An 18,534-nucleotide genomic window follows, 5' to 3' on the forward strand; every position below is an offset into this window, starting at 1 on the left:
GCGGCGGGTGCGGTGACCTTCAACGTGCTGACGACGGTGTTCACGGGCGGTGAGGGGGCTGCGGCGGCGGGTGCGGGCAAGGCCGGCGCGATCGCGAAGGCCCTGTCCGTGGCGGGCAAGGCGGGCCGGATCATCGACCCGATGACGTATGTCAGCAAGGGTGTGGGCGCGGGCCTGTCGAAGATCGGCGATGTCACCAAGGCGCTGAAGGGCGTCGGCCACGTCGACATCCCCACGCTCCCCGACGGTTCCGTACACCTGCCGAACGACCACCTGCTGGACCCGCACGGCAACATCCTCGGGCCCGACGGCACCGTGCCCACGGTGCCGACGCCGCACGAGGTGGCCCCGGGGCTTCCGGCCCACTGGACGATCCCGAACCAGCCGCCGGTGTCCCCGGGGATTCCCCACGCGGCGGCGGACGGCGTGCACGGCGGCGTCCCGCACACGACGGACGGTGTGTACGGCGGCATGCCGCACACCGGGAACGGCGTGTACGGCGGCATGCCGCACACCGGGAACGGCGTGTATGGCGGGATCCCGCACGGCCACACGCCGACCACTGGCCTCCCGCACGATATGCCTGCGGCCGCGCACGATGTGCCGACCGTGCCGCACGATGTGCCCACTGCCCCGCACGATGTCCCGGCGGGCACGCCGCACACCGGTGGTCACGACGTCCCCGGCGGCCACACCCCGGAGACCGCTCCGCACGGCACGGGCCACGACGCCACTCCGGGCAGCCACACGGACGGTGCCTCCCACGGTGCTGGGCACGACCACCATGGCGCGGGTCACGACGGCGCGGGTCACACGGACGACGCCGCGCACGCCGGTGACGACACGGGCCTCGGGCACGACGCCGTGGACACCGCCGCGCACCCCGGCACCGACGCTCCGGTCGCCCCGGGCCACCCGGGCACGGACGTGCCGGTGCATGGCGGGGCCGGGGAGGCGTTCGAGTACAAGCCTTCCATGTCGACGGCAGAGTTCGAAGGTCTGAGCGATGCCGAGAAGCACGCGGTGGCCACGGCTGAACTGGCGCACGGCACGAACCCCGCGCCCAGCATTAGTAACAAGGCAGGGATGGACTACGGCAACGCGAACTGGAATGAGTTCATGGACGGCCTCAGTCCCGAGGAGAAGCGAGGGCTGGTTACGTACACCGGTTCCGCTTACACCCCGATCAACAACCACCTCCGCTACGGCACTCATGCGTCTGAGTCGACGTTGCGCACCATCAAGGAGATGGACCAAGTCATGGGCGCCCGTCCCGTGCCCGAGGACATCATGGTCGTGCGCGGCACCGGAATCGACCACCTCAATCTGAAGTCGCCGCTTGACATGCGGGGCGGTGTTTACGACGACCCGGCGTACACCTCCACGGCACTGGGTAAGACGCCGCCGCCCCCCTTCGATGCCAAACCGGTGCGGATGCATCTGCGGGTGCCGAAGGGGACGCCTGCCCTCTGGCTGGAGTCCCTCACCCAGGTCAAGGGAGAACGGGAACTGCTCCTCGCCCGCGGGACCGAGTACAAGGTGACGCGCGTCTTCATGGACGAATCGGACGGCAAGTGGCACGTCTACGGGGAGGTCCTGCCGAGGCCGTAGCCTGCGTTGCGGATCAGCCCAAGGTAAAGGAATGTGGACGTCATGAACAGTGAACGACCGATCAACCCGCGCTTTGACGACGACATGATGTTCCGCCTCGTGTCGCCGGGTCCGCCGCGATACCAAACCCGGACCGACAAGCCGGTGCGGTACTTCACGGTGGTTGACAAGCAAGGTGGCGCGGTCCTCGGCTACGTGTGGGCCAACGACGAGGACGACGCTGCCGCGTGGGAACCGCGGCAGGCCGCCGGACCCCGCGGGATGTCCGAGGGCGGCATCTGGCACGCCAGGCTGGAGGATGCCAAGGAGCGGGGCATCCTGCCGTCCCAGGCCCTCGCGGAGCTGCTGGCCAACCCGGAGGGCAACAAAGGCCGGGCCCTGCCGGACTCCCTTACTGACGCCCCGAGCGCCGCCGCGGTCGAGGCCTTGGCCAAGGGTGAGTAGTGAACGGCCGGTCAACTCCCGCTTCGAGGAGGACCTGCCGTTCACAGAGGCGCCGGGCGGCCCGCCGCGCTACCAAGACTGGACCGAGAAGCCGGTGCAGTACTTCACCGTGGTCGACAAGGAGCGCTTGGTCCTCGGGCATGTCTGGGCCGGAGACGAGGACGACGCCGCTACGTATGAACCGCGGAAGGCCGGCGGCCCAGAGGCGGTGAACGAGGGTGCCTCCTGGATCAGGCGGCTGCGCAACGCCAAGGCACGGGGCATCCGACCATCCCAGGCCCTCGCCGAGCTGTACGCCGACCCGGAGCCCGGTGGCAGGGGTCGCCCCCTCCCCGGCTCCCTCGCCGAGGCCCCCAGCCCTGCCGTCGTGGAGGCCCTGGCCGGTCCGTACGGGCCCGTCCGTATGGTCCACCCCGTGCAGTACGTCACCGTCACCGCGCCCGACGGCGAGGTCGTCGGATACGTGTGGGGCGATGCCGAGACCGCGGAGTGGATCCTCCGCCCGGCCGGCAGCATCAGTGCCTACGATGCAGGATCGGAGTGGTACCGCAAGGTCACCGACCTCCGCGAGCGCGGCCTCGCCCCCCTCGCCGTCCTCACCGAACTCGCCCGCGAACCCGGCGTCGGGCCCGTCACCGGTGCCCCCAGCACGGCCGCCGTCGAGGAACTCGCCCGTACGGTCACTCCGGCCGACGACTGGCGGCTCCTCGCGCAGCTCCGCCGGGACGATCACGCCGCCTGGCAGGAGCTGGCCGATGCCTTCGACGCGCTCACGGACGAGGACCGGAACGTCCAGTGGGGCGGCGGCGAAATGAAGGCGAACGGCGTGATCCAGGTGGCGTACCCCATCCACAGCAAGCCGCTGTGGCGGACCGTCACCGCCCTTTACCATGTCGGCGCCGTCACCGGCGAGCACCGTTGGGTCGACAATCCCATGCCCGAAGTCCCGCCCGGCGGTCTGCTGCACCCCGCCGACGCCGTGCGCGCGGCGACCGCCGTCGTGCGCGGGGAACGGCTGTGTGAGGGGACCCTCTCCCATGCCCTGAAGATCGGGCTCTTCGACGCCGTTGGGGAGTCTCTCCGTGCCTGGTATGCGGCCTGCGGAACCGAGTTGGCGCCGGACCTTCCCCCGCGGTAGAGATAACCGCTCCACCGCGCTCGACTCATCAGGAACACCGTCTTCAGGAGCCCTCACCATGACCACCCCGCCGGGCAACCCCTACGCCCAGCAGGCCAACCCGTACGCATCCCAGGGCGGTTACCCGCACTCGTACTCGCACCCGACCGCGTACGCGGCGCCGGGGCCCGGGTACCCCCAGGGCCACGGCCCCCACCTCACCTGCCGTTTCTGCGGCACCGCCCCCGCCGTCGACGTCACCTTCCGTGCCCACCGCGGGCTCCTGGTTCTCATGACCTTCCGGAAGCTGGAAGGGCCCATGTGCCACGGCTGCGGAATGCAGGCCTACAAGCGGCTGACCACCGAGACGCTGTGGCAGGGCTGGTGGAGCCCCGCCTCCCTCGTCGTGTTCACCCCGTTCACCCTGATCTGGAACGTCATCGCCAGTGCCAAGGTGAAGAAGCTTCAGGCGGCCCCGGTAGCCCGTCAGTCCGGTCAGTACTGACCCACCGCCCGTCCCACGCGTGGCCGACCGCACCCGGGGTGTACTCCCCGCTCGTCCATGCCTTATGTTGCAGAGGCAAAGTTAGGGGGAGCCTGTCATGCCGCAGGAACGGCAGACACCGCAGACGCCCGCGTCGCTCATGACGCCGGCCGAGGTCGAGGCCGTGGCGTGCGCCGCGCACGCCGCGCAGAAGGACAAGGCGGGGCGGCCGTACACGGAGCATCTGCGGGCGGTCGCCGAGGGCGTACGGGCGCGCGGTGGCGGGGACGAACTCGTCGCCGCGGCCTGGCTGCACGACTCGGTGGAGGACGGGGTCCTCAGCGAGGAGTGGCTGGAGGCGGCCGCGCTGTCGCAGGTGACCAAGGACGTCGTGCGGGCCGTGACCAAACACCCGGGCGAGCCCCCGGAGGCGTACGCTCGGCGCATTCTCGCCACCCCGGGCGCCCGGCTCGTCAAGGCGGCCGACCTCGCGCACAACGCGAATCCGCGCAGGCTGGCCGTGCTCGACACCCCGACCGCCGAGCGGCTCACCCGCAAGTACGCCGCCATGCGGCAGTACCTCGGCCTCACCACCGAGGACTGACGGTCCCCGAGCACGGAAAACGGACGGAACGGCACAGGACAACTGATGGCACGGGACTACGACAGCCAGCTGCTGGAGTCGGTGGCGGTGCGCCGCCGGCGCATGCGCGACGCGCTGCTGTTCGGCGCCCAGCGCGGCCGGCGCACGGTGGACGAACGGCTCGGGAAGGTGTTCGCAGGCATAGCGATCGCCGCCGTGCTGTGCGCCGGATGCGTCGGCTGGTCCTTCCTGCAGGCCACCCTCGCGAAGCAGAAGGCCGAGCAGAAGAAGCAGCAACAGCAACAGGAGCAGCTGTACAACCCGTCGGGGTCGAGCACGTCCCCCACGCCCTCCGGCAGCGGTACGCCATGAGCGCCCGGTATGCCTGCACGGAACCCCCGTATGGAAGCCCCGATTCGGACAACATCGCGATGATAGGTTCCCGTAAGTGGTGAGCACAGCAACGACTTCCCGAGCCCAGCTCAGCCGGGTCACCCTGGTCGGCGAGCGACGGCGAGCCGACATCGTCCTGCCGTCGGACACCCCGATCGGTCAACTGCTGCCCGACATCCTGCAGTTGCTTGACGACCGGGCCGCCTCCCGGCCGATGACGCGGCAACTCATCACCTCCGACGGGTCGGTGCTGCCGCACGACGCCACCCTGTCCTCGGCCGAGGTCGCCGACGGCGCCGTACTGCAGCTCGTACGCGCGCACGCCGCGCCGCCCGCGCCCGTCGTGCACGACGTCACGGACCAGGTCGCCGATGACCTCGATCTGCGCGCCTGGCGCTGGCGGCCCGCTGCCCGCCGGGTCAGCGCCGGCGTGGCCACCTTCGTCTTCGCGGTGACCGCGGCCGTCCTCGCCCGACGCGAGTTCGCCCTGGAGTCGCTCACGACCGGGCTCGTGGCCGCCACCCTGGTCTTCCTCGTCGCGGGAGCGGTCGTCGCCAAGGTCGGGGACGGCAACCGCGGCCTCGCCACGGCCCTGCTGCTCGCCTCCGGCGGGCTCGGGCTGCTCGCCGCGTGGACCGCCGCCGACGCCTACGACTGGCCCGGCACGGCCCGGCTGGCCGGTGTCGTGGCCGCGCTGGTGCTCACCCTCCTGCTGCTCGCGTACTTCTCACCGCTCGGTCGCGGCGGGCTCATCGGCGCGGGCGCGACCGCCGTCATCGCCGTCGTCTGGGAGGCGGCGGCCGCCGTACAGGACCAGCCCGCCCGGCTCGGCGCCGTGATGGGCGTGTTCTCCGTCGTGCTGCTCGGGTTGCTGCCACGGTTCGCGCTCATGGCCTCCGGGCTCACCGGGCTCGACGACAAGCGCTCCGGCGGCGTCTCGGTCAGCCGCCACCAGGTCGGCAACGCGCTCGCCGCCACCCACCGAGGGCTCGCCCTCGCGACCATCGTCACCGCCGCCTCGGCCGCCGCCGGCGGCTGGCTGCTGACCACCGCTCCCAGGCCGACCCCGTGGACCGTGACCCTCGCGTCGCTGATCGCCGTCGTGCTGCTGTCCCGGGCCCGGGCCTTTCCGCTGGTCGCCGAGGTGGTCGCGCTGTTCGCCGCGGCCGCGCTGCTCGTCGTACGGCTGGTGGTGCTGTGGATGGACCACGCCGTCGGCGCGGGGCCGCTCGTCGTCCTGTGCGCGGCCGCGCTGCTGCCGCTGCTCGCCCTCGCCGTCCAGCCGCCGGAGCATGTGCAGATCCGGCTGCGGCGCATCGGCGACCTGATCGAGTCGATCGGCGTGATCGGGCTGTTCCCGCTCGCCGTCGGTGTCTTCGGTATCTACGGGCAGCTGCTCAACAAGTTCTGACACACCGTGCGGCCGCTCCGGGCGGGGCGGGCAGGAGAGAAGGGCGACATGCCGAACGGCGACAACTGGCAGAGCGAAGTGATGCGTGACCTGAGGGGCAACTCCGGCCCGTCGGGGCCGCAGCCGCAGCCCGAGGGCACCCACGCCGCCGGTGCCGCGTACCCGCAGAGCGCACCCGCACAGGGCCAGGCGTACGGCCACCCCGGGCAGCCGGCGCCCCAGCAGCCGTACGCCGGTCACCCGGGCGCCCCCGTGCAGCCCCAACAGGCCCAGCAGCCCCAGCAGTTCCCCGCCCAGCGGCCCGTCGCCCCCGCCCCCGGCCCCAGGCCGGTGCCCCGCACCCCCGACTCCCGCCCGGTCATGGACAAACAGCTCGCCGGCGCCGGTCTCAAGCCCCGCCACGGCGAACCCTTCAGCACCCGCGCCCTGCGCGCCGTCCGCCGTACCGTCTCCTCCTCCGCCGCCCGTGAGGTCGCCGGCGCCACCGCCACCGCCGAGGTGCTCCAACAGGCCGTGACCACCGGCCGCCAGATCGCCGTCACCTCCATCAGGGGCGGCTCCGGGAAGACGACCGTCGCCGCGCTGCTCGGCACCACGTACGCGCACTACCGGCACGACCCGACCCTCATCATCGAGGCCGACCCGGCGCTCGGCTCGCTGCCGCTCCGGCTCGGCGCCGAGACCCTCCGCTGGACCACGGGCGACGTCGCGGGCATCGTCGAGCCGCAGATGTCGCTCCTCGACGTCACCGGGTATCTCGTCCAACTCCCGGACAACGCATGGCTGTTGCCGGGAAGTCAGGGGCAGATCGGTGCGATGCTCGACACCAAGGGGTACGAGAGGGTCATGGTGTCCCTGCGCCGCTACTTCGGCGTGACCGTCGTGGACTGCGAGACGCTGCCCGCCGAGGTCGCCCGTGTCGCGCTGTCCGCCTCCCAGGCCCGGGTGCTGACGGCGCCCGCCACCCTGGAGGGCATCGCAAGCACGTACGCCGTCCTTGAGTGGATGCGCGGCCTGCCCCGGCACGTCATCGAGGGGACCGTCGTCACGCTCACCGAGACGGTCCCGCACACCGGGCTCGACATCGACAAGGCCGCCGAGAAGCTGAAGGCGACCGGGGCCCGGGTCCACGTACTGCCCTACGACCGGCATCTCGCCGCCGGCGGCACGATCCACACCGAACTCCTCGCGCACGCCACCCGGAACGCCGCCACGCACCTGGCCGCCGAGGTCTTCCAGCTCTCCCAGAAGCGCCGCTGAACCGGGGGGAGGAACACGGCATATGAGCACAAGACTGATCCATCGCCCGGCCCGCACCACGCGGCCCCCGGCGGCCCCTGAGCCGCGCACCATAGAGGCGCCGCCCAACCTGCCCGAAGGCAAGGCGGGTTCGATCGCCACCTCGCTGCTGCCCGTGGCGGGTGTGATGTCGTCCGTCGTGATGATGACCGTGGTACGCAACAGCCAGTTCGCGGGGCTCGGCGCGATCATCCTGGTGGTCACCATCGCCGGATCCATGGCGCTGGTCTTCTCCCAGCGCGGCAAGGCCCAGCGCACCCGCCGCACCCAACGCGAGGCCTATCTCGCGTACTTGGAGGACCTGCGCGAGGAGCTGTCCAAGGAGGAGCGGGAGCGGCGCGAGACCGCCCAGGTGCTCAATCCGCCGCCGGACGCCCTCTACGACATAGTCCGTGACCCTGCGCGGCTGTGGGAGCGGCGCCGGATGGACGGCGACTTCCTGCGTGTGCGCGTCGGCACCGGTGAGATGCCCGTACGGGATCTGAAGGTCGCCCAGCAGGGGTCCTCCGTGCTGACGCCCCCCGACCAGTTCATGCTGAACGAGGCCTCCGCGCTGATGGCCCGGTTCAGCACCGGCACCGAACTCCCGCTCACCGTCCCGCTGGACCGGGTCGGCAACGTCAGCGTCATCGGCCCGCGCGAGGACACCCTGCGGGTGGCCCGCGCCCTGATGGTCGAGGCCGCCGCCACACACGCCCCCGACGACGTCGCCATGGCGCTCGCCGTGCCCGGCGACCGGCTCGGGGAGTGGGAGTGGGCCAAGTGGCTGCCGCATCTGCTCGACGCCGAGCAGTTCGACGGCCCGGTCGCCGCCCGCCGTATCGCCCCCTCGCTGCCCCAGCTCGCCCGGCAGATCGGAGCCGAGCTGCGCCGCCGCGCCTCCTACGCGGCCGAGGTGCGCCGTGGTCTGTCCGGCAAGGACGCGCTCGCCATGACCTCCCGGCTGCTCGTGGTCACCGACGGGCACGGCGACGACGCCGTCGACCTGCCGCGCCCCGACGACGCGGTGGGCCTGCGCGACATGGGCGTCACCGTGCTGCATCTGCTCGACCAGCGGGTGCAGGAGCCCGGCAGCGTCGGCGTCCGCATCACCGTCGACGGCGACCGGATCGTCATCGAGGACCTGCGCGAGGCGGAACCCATCAGCGCGCACGGCACGGTCGACGAGGTCGGCATCCCGTTCGCCGAGGGCCTGGCCCGGATGCTCGCCCCGCTGCGGCTGTCCGCCGAGTCGACGGCCGACGCACCGCTGACCGGCCCGGTCGACTTCGCGGAGCTGCTCGGCATCGACGACGTGGCCCACCTGGACCTGGACCGCCTGTGGGCGCCACGCGGAGAACGCGCCTTCCTGCGCGTCCCCATCGGCCTCAGCGACAGCCGCGAGCCGGTTCTGCTCGACCTGAAGGAGTCCTCCGAGCTGGGCATGGGCCCGCACGGTCTGTGTGTCGGAGCCACCGGCTCCGGCAAGTCGGAGCTGCTGCGCACCCTCGTACTCGCCCTGGTCGCCACCCACCCGCCGGAGGACCTCGCCCTCGTCCTCGTCGACTACAAGGGCGGCGCCACCTTCGCGCCCTTCGCGGACCTCCCGCACGTGGCCGGCGTGATCACCAACCTGGAGAACCAGGCGGGCCTCGTCGAGCGCGTCCACGCGTCGCTCGCGGGCGAGGTCAAACGCCGCCAGCAGGTCCTCAAGGATGCGGGCAACGTCGCCGACATCGGCCACTACGCCGCCCTGCGCGCCGAGAAGCGCCCCGATCTGGATCCGCTGCCGCACCTGTTCGTCGTCATCGACGAGTTCGGCGAACTCCTCACCGCCAAGCCGGACTTCATCGACCTGTTCCTGTCCATCGGCCGCATCGGCCGCTCCATCGGCGTACACCTGCTGCTGTCCAGCCAGCGGATCGAGGGCGGCAAGCTCAAGGGCCTGGACACCTATCTGTCCTACCGGCTCGGCCTGCGCACCTTCTCGGCCGACGAGTCCCGTACGGTCCTGGACACCACGGACGCCTTCCATCTGCCGCCGCTGCCCGGCTTCGGCTACCTCAAGGTCGACACCAGCCACTACGAGCGGTTCAAGGCGAGCTACGTCTCCGGCGGCTACCGTGGCCCCGTCCAGCAGCGCGAGGAGCAGGACACCGGGCCCCTCGCCCTGGAGTACGACGCGTACAACACCCTTGGCCAGGAGGAGGCGTCGGGCCCGGAGGAGCCGCAGATGCGGCGCCGCGAGACCGGCCCCACCGAGATGGGCGTCATGGTCCAGCAGATCGAGAACGCCGACACCAGGCCCGTACGCCAGATCTGGCTGCCCCCGCTGCCCGACGCCATCGCCCTCGACAAGGTCGCCGGGCCCGTCGACGTCGGAGCCCGCGGCATGCAGCTCGCCAGGCGGCGCGGACCGCTCCAGGTACCGATGGGCATCCTCGACGACCCGACCAAGCAGTGGCAGGGCCGGTGGTACCTGGACCTGACGGTCGCGGGCGGCCACGCGGCGGTCGTCGGCGGACCGCAGTCCGGCAAGACGACCCTCCTGCGCACCCTCGCCCTCTCCCTGGCGCTCACCCACACCCCCCAGGAGGTCGGCATCTACGGCCTCGACCTGGTCGGCGGCGGCCTCCAGGCCCTCTCCGGGCTCCCGCACGTCGGCGGGGTCGCGGGCCGTGCCGACCGCGAGCGCGCCGCACGCACCATCGACTCCGTGCGCGGCATGCTCGACCAGCGCGAGGAACTCTTCCGCATCCACAACATCGACTCGCTGGAACAGCTGCGCGACCTGCGCACCGCCGGACGCCTCCCGGAGCTGGCCTCCACCGAGATCGTGCTGCTCATCGACGGCTTCGGCGCGCTGCGTGACGACTTCGAGGAGCTGGACGACGCGGTCGTCGACATCCTCAAGCGGGGCGGCGGCTACGGCATCCACGTCGTCGCGGGCATGCTCCGCTGGAACGACGTGCGCATCGCCACCCAGTCCCAGTTCGGCACGCGCGTCGAGCTGCGCCTGAACGACGCGAGCGAGTCCAGCGTCGACCGCAAGCTCGCCGAGACCCTCGCGCCGGAGGAGAGGGGCCGCGTCCTCACCGACGGCAAGCTCTTCGCCCAGGTCGCGCTGCCGCGCACGGACGGCCTCGCCGACACCGCGGACCTCGGCGCCGTCCTGGAGCGCACGGCCCGTACGATCCGCGCCACCTGGACCGGCGAGGTCGCCCAGCCGGTCCGGGTGCTGCCGCACGTTCTGGAGCCCCAGCTGCTCCCGGGCCCGTCGGCCGAACCGCGGCGGGTGGCCATCGGCCTGGACCAGAACCGGCTGGCACCCGTCCTTCTCGACCTGTTCGAACGCGACCAGCATCTGCTGATCATGGGCGACAGCGAGTGCGGCAAGACGAACCTGCTGAAGGCCATCGCGCACGGCCTCATCGAGCGCTACAGCGAGGACGAGCTGGTCTTCGGCATCATGGACCCGCGGCGCGGCCTGCGCGGCGCGATCCCGGAGGAGTACCGCGGCGGCTACGCCTACAACGCCAAGCTGGCCGGGGCCCTGTCGGCCGGTATCGCAGGCGAGCTGGAGAAGCGGCTGCCCGACGAGAGTGCGGACAGCGAGGATCTGGAGCCCGGCAGCTGGGGCTCGGGCCCGCGGATCGTGATCCTCGTCGACGACTACGACGTCCTGACCACGGCCGGCCAGCAGCCCCTCGCCCCCTTCCTCCCGTACATTCCCTCGGCCGTCGACATCGGCCTTCACTTCGTCGTCACCCGCCGTGTCGCGGGCGCCTCCCGCGGTCTCTACGAGCCGTTGCTGCAGGGCCTGCGCGAGTCCGGCGCCTCGGCCCTGGTGATGGCGGGCGACCGCAGCGAGGGCCAGCTGTTCCCCGGCGTGTACGCCACCCACCAGCCGTCGGGCCGCGGGGTGCTGGTCCGCCGGGGCGAGCCGAACCGGCTGATCCAGACCGTGTACGCGGGGGACCGGTGAACCGGACGCTCCCTGTGGGGCGTCCAGGACAGCAGAGGCGTACGACAGCCGAGCAACACAGACGTAGGACAGCCGAGCAACACAGACGTAGGACAGCCGAGCAACACAGACGTACGACACCCGAATCGAGCAGCAGTATGAAGGACCGGCCGACCTCATGACCAAGGACGTCATCGCCCTCACCAAGAAGATGCCCGACCCGCTGAGCGTGATCGCGGGTCTGCTCTCCGGCGGCCCGGACAAGCTGGTGGGTACGGAGGGCGACGGCGCGGTCGTGCAGCTCTGCGACGAACAGGGGCGTCCGCTCGTCTCCGTCGAGGCGCCGCTGCTCGTGCAGGTCAGAGGCGAGGCCGCGCGGCTGCTCGGCGCGAGCGAGCCCGAGGTCCCGTACTGGTGGACCGAGGCCCGTGCCACCACCGGCGTCAAGGAGGCCGAGCAGCTGGCGGGCACCTTCGCGGCCCGTCTGGCCACGCTGGTCGGCGGCACCGCTTGGCCGCCACAGGCCGCGACTTCCCTCGCCGTCGTGAACACCGACGCGGTGAGCGCGACGCCGACACCCGCCGCCGCGCAGCCCGCCGTGGACGTGCTCACCGACAAGGTCGCCGTCGTCATCCAGGACCGTCCGGTCGTCGCGATGACGGCGTGGCTCTCGGACGCCCTGCGCGCGGCGGCGAACGCCGAACTGGGCCTTCAGATCGTGACCCCCGCGGGCACCCGCCTGTCACCCGCCGTCCGCTACAGCCTCCCGGGCTGGCCCTCGCGCTGGGTCGTGCAGGACGAGAAGGACGGCTACTACGACGGATTGTCCGGGGCCGTGCTGGAGTGGAAGGGCGGCCTGTTCGTGACGGTCGAGTCCCCGGACGCGACCCCGCAGGACCCGCGCACCCCGGTGGCGGACTCCTTCAGGAAGGACATCGAGGACAGGGGAGAACGCCAGCTCGCGATCTCCTTCCGGGCGATCCATCCGGCGGACGAGCGTCTTGTGCTCGGCGGCGCGCTGGAATCCGTATGGCGAGAGATCACCGGCGAGCCGCCGGCCGGCTGGGGCACCGAGGAGCCCGCCAACCTCCCTTGGTCCCTGCGGCAGTTGACGGACGTGGCGCACGAGCGGTCGCCCGCGCCGACCTGGCTGGTGGTGGTCGGCACCCCGGAACGCCCCGGGCTTGCGACCGTGCGTATCAGCCGTACGGAGGGCGGGGTCGAGGAGGACGTCACGCTGGCGTTCGGCTACGGGCCGGGGGAGGAGGTGCCGACGGACGCGGTGCGCACGGCCGCGGAGGTGCTGGCCACCCGGCACGACCTCCAGTCGATGCTGGTCCAGATCCGCAAGGCCCGCCGCGACCTGTCCGTACCGCCGCGCTTCGAGGGCCCCGGCGTCCCGTTCGCCTTCGTCCTGGGCGCGGAGGAGGTACGGGCGATGCCGGGCGACCGGGCCCGCCGCACACCACTGTCGGAGGCCCCGGTCCCCCTGGGCCCGAGGACGCGGCAGGCGTTGTACTACCCGCTGCCGGGGGATCCGGGGGATCTGTCCGGGTGGGCGGAGTTCGAGAAGCTGATGAGGCACCTCAAGGGTGCTTCGTAACGAGAGGGAACTGGAGCGCCCCGCCAGGGGTGCGAGGCTGTGACATTGTGCGGCTCCGCCGCGTGGGCGCGCCCGGCCACAGGTCGGGGCGCATGTCGAAACTGCGGGAGAAGTAGCCGGAGATGAGGATGAACGCCGGCATGTGGAAGGCGTAGACGAACATGTACGCCGCCTGGAGGGCGCGGCTGTCGCCCTTCAGCGGCTCCCGGGGGCGGCCCATGGCCACGAGCACGATCGCCAGGTACTTGGCGTTGTCGAACGCTGTCTGTGGGTATTCGTAAAACCCTCGATATGAATCCCGGTTATCGCCTGCGTGTGCCCCGGATTGACGGAAATCGGCATTGCCAGGTGGTGTTCCTGCGCACATCGGCAACGATCGACAACCATCGACAACGATGCCGATTTTCCTACCGCATACGGGTGTTGTGTCCGTATTCATCCGGACTAAGGGTGCATAATGCCTGCGGGTGACTCTGGCGAAATGTCCGGCGGGCGAGGGTACTGGAATTACCCGCGAGCGCAATGTATGGACATGGAAACGATCTGTGTCAAATCCCTGTCCGACGACCTCCGAATTGCTCTGCGGGAACGCGGAGTTCACTGTCGCCCGTGCCCGGAGCGGAGCGGTATGTGCGGCTGGGGTGGCCGACGATGCCTCACGGGCCGCATAGGGCGGGCCTGTTGGTGGCACGATGGTTCTGGCGGGGGTGTGCAGGGGATGGCGCCCCGGGCCGGGAGAGCGGACCGACCGAGGGTGTGATCAGTTGTGGCCATTTCGCTGTCAGTGGTGCTGCTGTTGGCGATCATCCTGGTGGTGATGATCCGAGGGGGGTCGATCAAGGCCGGCCCGGCGATCGTGGCGATCCTGTTCGGCTTCTTCCTCGCCTCGACCGGAATGGCTCCGTCCATCAACCGGTTCCTCAACTCGATAGCGGAGACGATCAACTCGATCCGCTTCTGAAGGGGCGTTCCGGTCGGCGGCCCGCCGTGGGTCTGTACGTCCTGTACGGCGCAGTACGAAACGCGAAGGCCGGGCGAGGGAACTGGTCCCTCGCCGGGCCGGGCGCGCATGGTCGCGTGTGCGTCGCTACGACGCCGGAGTGGGCTTGCTGCGCCGGGCGAGCCGACGCCAGACCACCCAGAGGTTGATCACGAGGTTCGCCGCTCCCGCAATGGGCCACCCCACGGATCCGCCGGCTCGGTAGGTTTCGACCCCGATTGTCAGCAGCATGACGCCGACCGCCGGGCCTGCCAGGTCGAGAAAGAGGTCGACCCGGTCCGCGATCTTCGAGACGTTGGACACGGCGTGATCCTGGCAGGGAACCGAGTCGCTGCCAAGGGGCAACCGGACCGGTTGATCAGGTCCGGTGCATGACCAAGGCCCAGGTCGGACATTCACGGTCCCACCTGGGCCTCGCCCATATGGAGCGGGCGACGGGAATCGAACCCGCGTAGCTAGTTTGGAAGACTAGGGCTCTACCATTGAGCTACGCCCGCAACAGGACGCGCCGCAGGTCAGTGACCGCGGCACAGGAGGCATCGTAGCGGGTCGCCCGCCCCGTAGGCCAACGCGTTGCCCCATGCGCGCGCCTGTGAACAAACCGGCCGACGCAGCCTGTCCGGGCATGTACCCTACGTGTCGCACCAGACGGGGTGTGGCGCAGCTTGGTAGCGCGTCCGCTTTGGGAGCGGAAGGCCGTGGGTTCAAATCCCGCCACCCCGACCACCGTGCCGGAACGGTGTACCGGACACCGGCATGATCGCCTTTTGGGGCGTGTACCGCCTGCGGTTACTATGCAAGCTGCGCGCCCGTGTGTCTGCATTGTCACGTCTCTCAGGCAGGGGCCCGCGAATCGGCCGAAGGCGCGCCCGTCCCGGGCGGAGCAGCCGGCAGAACCCCAAGAAGTCAGCCACAAGGAGACCGAACCGTGAAGAGCGCCGTGGAGACCCTGAACCCGACCCGGGTTCGGCTCACTGTTGAGGTGCCCTTCGAGGAGCTCAAGGACAGCCTCGACGCGGCGTACAAGAAGATCAACCAGCAGGTCACGGTGAAGGGCTTCCGCAAGGGCAAGATCCCGGCGCGCGTCATCGACCAGCGGTTCGGCCGTGGCGCCGTGCTGGAGGAGGCCGTCAACGACGCGCTCCCGAAGTTCTACACCGAGGCGGTCAACGAGGCCGAGCTGAACCCGCTGGGCCAGCCCGAGGTCGACATCAAGGAGCTGAAGGACAACGAGGTGCTGTCCTTCACCGCCGAGGTCGACGTCCGCCCGACCATCGAGATCCCGGACTACTCCGGCATCGAGGTCGAGGTGGACGCCGTCGAGGTGACCGACGAGGACATCGAGAAGTCGGTCCAGCAGCTGCGCGACCGCTTCGCGTCGACGAGCCCGGTCGAGCGCGCCGCCGAGGACGGCGACGTCGTCACCATCGACCTGGAGGCCAAGGTCGAGGGCGAGGTCCTCGAGGACGGCGTTGCCAACGACGTCTCCTACACCATCGGCTCCGGTGAGCTGCTGGACGGCATCGACGACGCCGTGAAGGGCCTGTCGGCGGGCGAGGAGGGCACCTTCACCTCCGAGCTCAAGGGCGGCTCGGCAGCCGGCAAGGAGGCCGAGGTGACGGTCAAGGTCACCCAGGTCGCCTCCCGTGAACTGCCGGAACTGGACGACGAGTTCGCGCAGCTCGCCTCCGAGTTCGACACGCTGGAGGAGCTGAAGGCGGACAGCCGCAAGCGCCTCGAGAACATGAAGCAGTACGACCAGGCCACGCAGGCCCAGGAGCGTGTCCTGGACAAGCTGCTCGAGCTGGTCGAGGTCCCGATCCCCGAGAAGCTCCTCGAGGACGAGATCAACACCCGTAAGCACAACCTCGAGCACCACCAGCTCGCGCAGATGGGTCTGACCCTCGACAAGTACCTGGAGATCCAGGACAAGACCGCCGAGGAGTTCGAGACCGAGACGCGCGAGGCCGCGATCAAGGGCATCAAGACCCAGTTCGTCCTCGACGAGCTGGTCAACAAGGAGAAGCTGAACGTCAACCAGGAGGAGCTCACCGAGCACCTCATGCGGCGCGCGGCCTCCTCCGGCATGTCCCCCGACCAGTTCGCCCAGGCGGTCGTCGAGGGCGGCCAGGTTCCGATGCTGGTCGGCGAGGTCGCCCGCGGCAAGGCCCTCGCGGTGGTCGTCGAGGCCGCCACGGTCAAGGACACCAACGGCGAGGTCATCGACCTGTCCGACGAGGACGAGGAGGAGCCCGAGGCCGAGGCCGCGGAGGGCTCCGCCGAGGCCGCGGAGGGCTCCGCCGAGGAGAAGCCGGAGGCGTAACCTCCGCACGCTTCGACAGCCGTACGACGGGCCCCAGGACGCACAGCGCGCCCTGGGGCCCGTCGCCGTATGCGTCCGACCGACGACGGCCGGGCGTTTGGTTGCCCGCGGCGCCGGTGGGTCCGGGGCCGGGGGCGGAGCCCGGTGAGGGCCGCTGAGGGGCGGGCGTTTGGTTGCCCGCCGGAGCGGGGCGGTGACGTTGTGCGGCTCGGCCGCGTGGGCGTGTGCAGCCGCCGACGAGTGGCCCCAGTGCGCCTGCCGGGCGACCCGCGGCGCCGGTGGGCCCGGGGCCGGGGGCAGAGCCCCGTGAGGGCCGCCTAGGGGCGGGCGTTTGGTTGCCCGCCGGACTGGGCCCAGCAAGGGGCGCGGGGCCGTGACGTTGTGCGGCTCCGCCGCTTGGACGCATGCAACCGCCGACGAGCCGCACCGACACGCCTGCCGGGCCACTTACGGCGGCAATGGGCCCGCGGCGGAGCCCCGTGACGGCCACCGACGGCCCGGAGTTTCGCTGCCCGCGTGCCCCGTAAGGAGCGCGAAGAAACCGGGTGCGCGGCGGCTGACAAGCCGTACCAACGCGCCTACCGGGCCACCTGCGGCGACAATGGACCCGGGGCCCGGGGCGGAGCCCCGTGAGCCGCCCGGTCCCGGGCACCGCACACACAGCCAAGGCCCATGCGCTGACAGCGAACACCCGCGGAAGCGGGATGGCACCCGCCTGCCTGCGCGTTAGGGTCCATGAATACGAGGGCAGGGGAGTCCCCGAAGCCGCCCCACCAAGGGGCGCACGGGGTCCCAAGCCCCAGCAGAACACGTGAGACGGCCCCGCGCCGTCGTAAGACGAGCAGGTGGATACGTGACGAATCTGATGCCCTCCGCCGCCGGCGAGCCTTCCATCGGTGGTGGCCTCGGTGACCAGGTCTACAGCCGGCTGCTCAACGAGCGGATCATCTTCCTCGGCCAGCCGGTCGACGACGACATCGCCAACCGGATCACCGCGCAGCTGCTGCTCCTTGCCGCCGACCCGGACAAGGACATTTACCTGTACATCAACAGCCCTGGTGGTTCCATCACGGCCGGCATGGCGATCTACGACACCATGCAGTACATCAAGAACGACGTGGTGACCATCGCCATGGGCATGGCGGCCTCCATGGGGCAGTTCCTGCTCAGCGCGGGCACCCCGGGCAAGCGATTCGCCCTGCCCAACGCCGAGATCCTGATCCACCAGCCCTCGGCCGGCCTCGCCGGCTCCGCGTCCGACATCAAGATCCACGCCGAGCGGCTGCTGCACACCAAGAAGCGCATGGCCGAGCTCACCTCCTTCCACACCGGCCAGTCGGTCGAGCAGATCACCCGTGACTCGGACCGCGACCGCTGGTTCGACGCCGAGGAGGCCAAGGAGTACGGCCTGATCGACGAGGTCATCACCACCGCTGCCGGCATGCCGGGCGGCGGAGGCACCGGGGCGGGCTCGTAAGGGCTCACCGGGCCCCGTACGGCCGGTAGACGCCCGAAGGGGCTCCACCGGTCCCGTAACGGCCGGTGAACCCCGTAAGGGCTCACCGGGCCCGCCAAGGCCCCCAGTGCCCCCTCCAGCCCCCAGCCACCGCCCCAGCCCCTTTCCAGGAGACATCGTGAACGACTTCCCCGGCAGCGGCCTCTACGACCGTGTGCGCGCCGAGTACAACGGCCCCACGGCCGAGTCCCGCTACGTCATCCCGCGCTTCGTGGAGCGCACCTCGCAGGGCATCCGCGAGTACGACCCGTACGCGAAGCTCTTCGAGGAGCGCGTGATCTTCCTCGGCGTCCAGATCGACGACGCCTCCGCCAACGACGTCATGGCGCAGCTGCTGTGCCTGGAGTCGATGGACCCCGACCGTGACATCTCGGTCTACATCAACAGCCCCGGTGGTTCCTTCACCGCGCTGACGGCCATCTACGACACGATGCAGTTCGTGAAGCCGGACATCCAGACGGTCTGCATGGGCCAGGCGGCCTCGGCCGCGGCGGTCCTGCTGGCCGCGGGCACCCCTGGCAAGCGCATGGCGCTCCCGAACGCCCGTGTGCTGATCCACCAGCCCTACAGCGAGACGGGCCGCGGTCAGGTCTCCGACCTGGAGATCGCCGCCAACGAAATCCTCCGGATGCGCTCGCAGCTGGAGGAGATGCTGGCCAAGCACTCGAACACGCCGATCGAGAAGATCCGCGAGGACATCGAGCGCGACAAGATCCTCACGGCCGAGGACGCGCTGGCGTACGGCCTGATCGACCAGATCATCTCGACCCGGAAGATGAACAACACCGCGGTCCGCTGACGCGAATC

Annotated in this window: 15 protein-coding genes, 2 tRNA genes and 1 pseudogene; 15 read left to right on the forward strand and 3 right to left on the reverse strand. The window is 70.7% G+C overall.

All coding sequences use genetic code 11. The features are described 5' to 3' along the window. From ABT186_RS22675 to ABT186_RS22720, 10 genes are all read left to right on the forward strand, one after another. Positions 1-1,611: ADP-ribosyltransferase (locus tag ABT186_RS22675; protein ID WP_351926494.1), on the forward strand; the 1,611-nt coding region annotated here is incomplete at its 5' end. Positions 1,612-1,653: 42 nt separating this feature from the next. After that, the gene (locus tag ABT186_RS22680) at positions 1,654-2,055 is read left to right on the forward strand and encodes a hypothetical protein (protein WP_351926496.1); all 402 of its coding nucleotides are present in this window, start codon (positions 1,654-1,656) and stop codon (positions 2,053-2,055) included. Further along, positions 2,048-3,193, forward strand: a complete 1,146-nt coding sequence (locus tag ABT186_RS22685) for a DUF6508 domain-containing protein (protein ID WP_351926498.1) — start codon at positions 2,048-2,050, stop codon at positions 3,191-3,193. The genes ABT186_RS22680 and ABT186_RS22685 overlap by 8 nt, the downstream gene beginning before the upstream one ends. Before the next feature lie 58 nt (positions 3,194-3,251). Next, positions 3,252-3,677 (forward strand): hypothetical protein, encoded by a 426-nt coding sequence (locus ABT186_RS22690; RefSeq protein ID WP_351926500.1) that lies wholly within the window; start codon positions 3,252-3,254, stop codon positions 3,675-3,677. 97 nt (positions 3,678-3,774) lie between these two features. Further along, a complete protein-coding gene (locus ABT186_RS22695; RefSeq protein ID WP_351926502.1) occupies positions 3,775-4,260 on the forward strand; it encodes an HD domain-containing protein in 486 nt (161 codons plus the stop codon). Positions 4,261-4,305: 45 nt separating this feature from the next. After that, complete coding sequence (locus ABT186_RS22700) at positions 4,306-4,611, forward strand: hypothetical protein (RefSeq protein WP_351225224.1); 306 nt, start codon at positions 4,306-4,308, stop codon at positions 4,609-4,611. Positions 4,612-4,687: 76 nt separating this feature from the next. Further along, entirely contained in the window at positions 4,688-6,043 is a 1,356-nt protein-coding gene (gene eccD / locus ABT186_RS22705) for a type VII secretion integral membrane protein EccD (RefSeq protein ID WP_351225222.1), read from the forward strand. A 48-nt stretch (positions 6,044-6,091) separates the two neighbouring features. After that, a complete protein-coding gene (locus tag ABT186_RS22710; protein WP_351225220.1) occupies positions 6,092-7,303 on the forward strand; it encodes a MinD/ParA family ATP-binding protein in 1,212 nt (403 codons plus the stop codon). 22 nt (positions 7,304-7,325) lie between these two features. Further along, positions 7,326-11,306: a type VII secretion protein EccCa gene (gene eccCa, locus ABT186_RS22715; protein ID WP_351926504.1), complete on the forward strand. Its 3,981-nt coding sequence runs from the start codon at positions 7,326-7,328 to the stop codon at positions 11,304-11,306. 157 nt (positions 11,307-11,463) lie between these two features. Next, on the forward strand, positions 11,464-12,888 hold the full coding sequence (locus ABT186_RS22720) for a DUF6177 family protein (RefSeq protein WP_351225216.1): 1,425 nt from the start codon (positions 11,464-11,466) through the stop codon (positions 12,886-12,888). A gap of 82 nt (positions 12,889-12,970) precedes the next feature. Here the strand turns inward: ABT186_RS22720 and ABT186_RS22725 are convergent. Beyond that, a pseudogene (locus ABT186_RS22725) lies at positions 12,971-13,255 on the reverse strand (hypothetical protein); the annotation flags it as partial. A gap of 399 nt (positions 13,256-13,654) precedes the next feature. Between ABT186_RS22725 and ABT186_RS22730 the strand changes: the two are divergent. After that, positions 13,655-13,849: a hypothetical protein gene (locus ABT186_RS22730; protein WP_351225214.1), complete on the forward strand. Its 195-nt coding sequence runs from the start codon at positions 13,655-13,657 to the stop codon at positions 13,847-13,849. A 126-nt stretch (positions 13,850-13,975) separates the two neighbouring features. Here the strand turns inward: ABT186_RS22730 and ABT186_RS22735 are convergent, their stop codons facing one another. Next, on the reverse strand, positions 13,976-14,191 hold the full coding sequence (locus ABT186_RS22735; RefSeq protein ID WP_351225212.1) for a hypothetical protein: 216 nt from the start codon (positions 14,189-14,191) through the stop codon (positions 13,976-13,978). A gap of 120 nt (positions 14,192-14,311) precedes the next feature. Continuing rightward, positions 14,312-14,385: transfer RNA gene (locus ABT186_RS22740), tRNA-Gly, on the reverse strand. A gap of 152 nt (positions 14,386-14,537) precedes the next feature. Here ABT186_RS22740 and ABT186_RS22745 point away from each other — a divergent pair. The 4 genes from ABT186_RS22745 (at position 14,538) to ABT186_RS22760 (ending at position 18,526) form a co-directional block, all read left to right on the forward strand. After that, positions 14,538-14,614, forward strand: a tRNA-Pro gene (locus tag ABT186_RS22745). Positions 14,615-14,816: 202 nt separating this feature from the next. Further along, entirely contained in the window at positions 14,817-16,211 is a 1,395-nt protein-coding gene (gene tig, locus ABT186_RS22750; protein ID WP_351225210.1) for a trigger factor, read from the forward strand. Between the two features lie 865 nt (positions 16,212-17,076). Beyond that, positions 17,077-17,688: an ATP-dependent Clp protease proteolytic subunit gene (locus ABT186_RS22755; RefSeq protein ID WP_351225236.1), complete on the forward strand. Its 612-nt coding sequence runs from the start codon at positions 17,077-17,079 to the stop codon at positions 17,686-17,688. A gap of 157 nt (positions 17,689-17,845) precedes the next feature. Continuing rightward, the gene (locus ABT186_RS22760) at positions 17,846-18,526 is read left to right on the forward strand and encodes an ATP-dependent Clp protease proteolytic subunit (RefSeq protein ID WP_351225208.1); all 681 of its coding nucleotides are present in this window, start codon (positions 17,846-17,848) and stop codon (positions 18,524-18,526) included. Positions 18,527-18,534 lie beyond the last annotated feature (8 nt).

Origin of the sequence: Streptomyces sp. NPDC001634, from assembly GCF_040298185.1 — a bacterium.
Classification (GTDB): domain Bacteria; phylum Actinomycetota; class Actinomycetes; order Streptomycetales; family Streptomycetaceae; genus Streptomyces.

What these genes read in the sequence shown, in the direction of transcription:
- ABT186_RS22680 (WP_351926496.1), top strand. Translation starts at nt 1,654, where the DNA reads ATGAACAGTGAACGACCGATCAACCCGCGCTTTGACGACGACATGATG.
- ABT186_RS22690 (WP_351926500.1), top strand. Translation starts at nt 3,252, where the DNA reads ATGACCACCCCGCCGGGCAACCCCTACGCCCAGCAGGCCAACCCGTAC.
- ABT186_RS22695 (WP_351926502.1), top strand. Translation starts at nt 3,775, where the DNA reads ATGCCGCAGGAACGGCAGACACCGCAGACGCCCGCGTCGCTCATGACG.
- ABT186_RS22700 (WP_351225224.1), top strand. Translation starts at nt 4,306, where the DNA reads ATGGCACGGGACTACGACAGCCAGCTGCTGGAGTCGGTGGCGGTGCGC.
- ABT186_RS22710 (WP_351225220.1), top strand. Translation starts at nt 6,092, where the DNA reads ATGCCGAACGGCGACAACTGGCAGAGCGAAGTGATGCGTGACCTGAGG.
- eccCa (WP_351926504.1), top strand. Translation starts at nt 7,326, where the DNA reads ATGAGCACAAGACTGATCCATCGCCCGGCCCGCACCACGCGGCCCCCG.
- ABT186_RS22720 (WP_351225216.1), top strand. Translation starts at nt 11,464, where the DNA reads ATGACCAAGGACGTCATCGCCCTCACCAAGAAGATGCCCGACCCGCTG.
- ABT186_RS22755 (WP_351225236.1), top strand. Translation starts at nt 17,077, where the DNA reads ATGCCCTCCGCCGCCGGCGAGCCTTCCATCGGTGGTGGCCTCGGTGAC.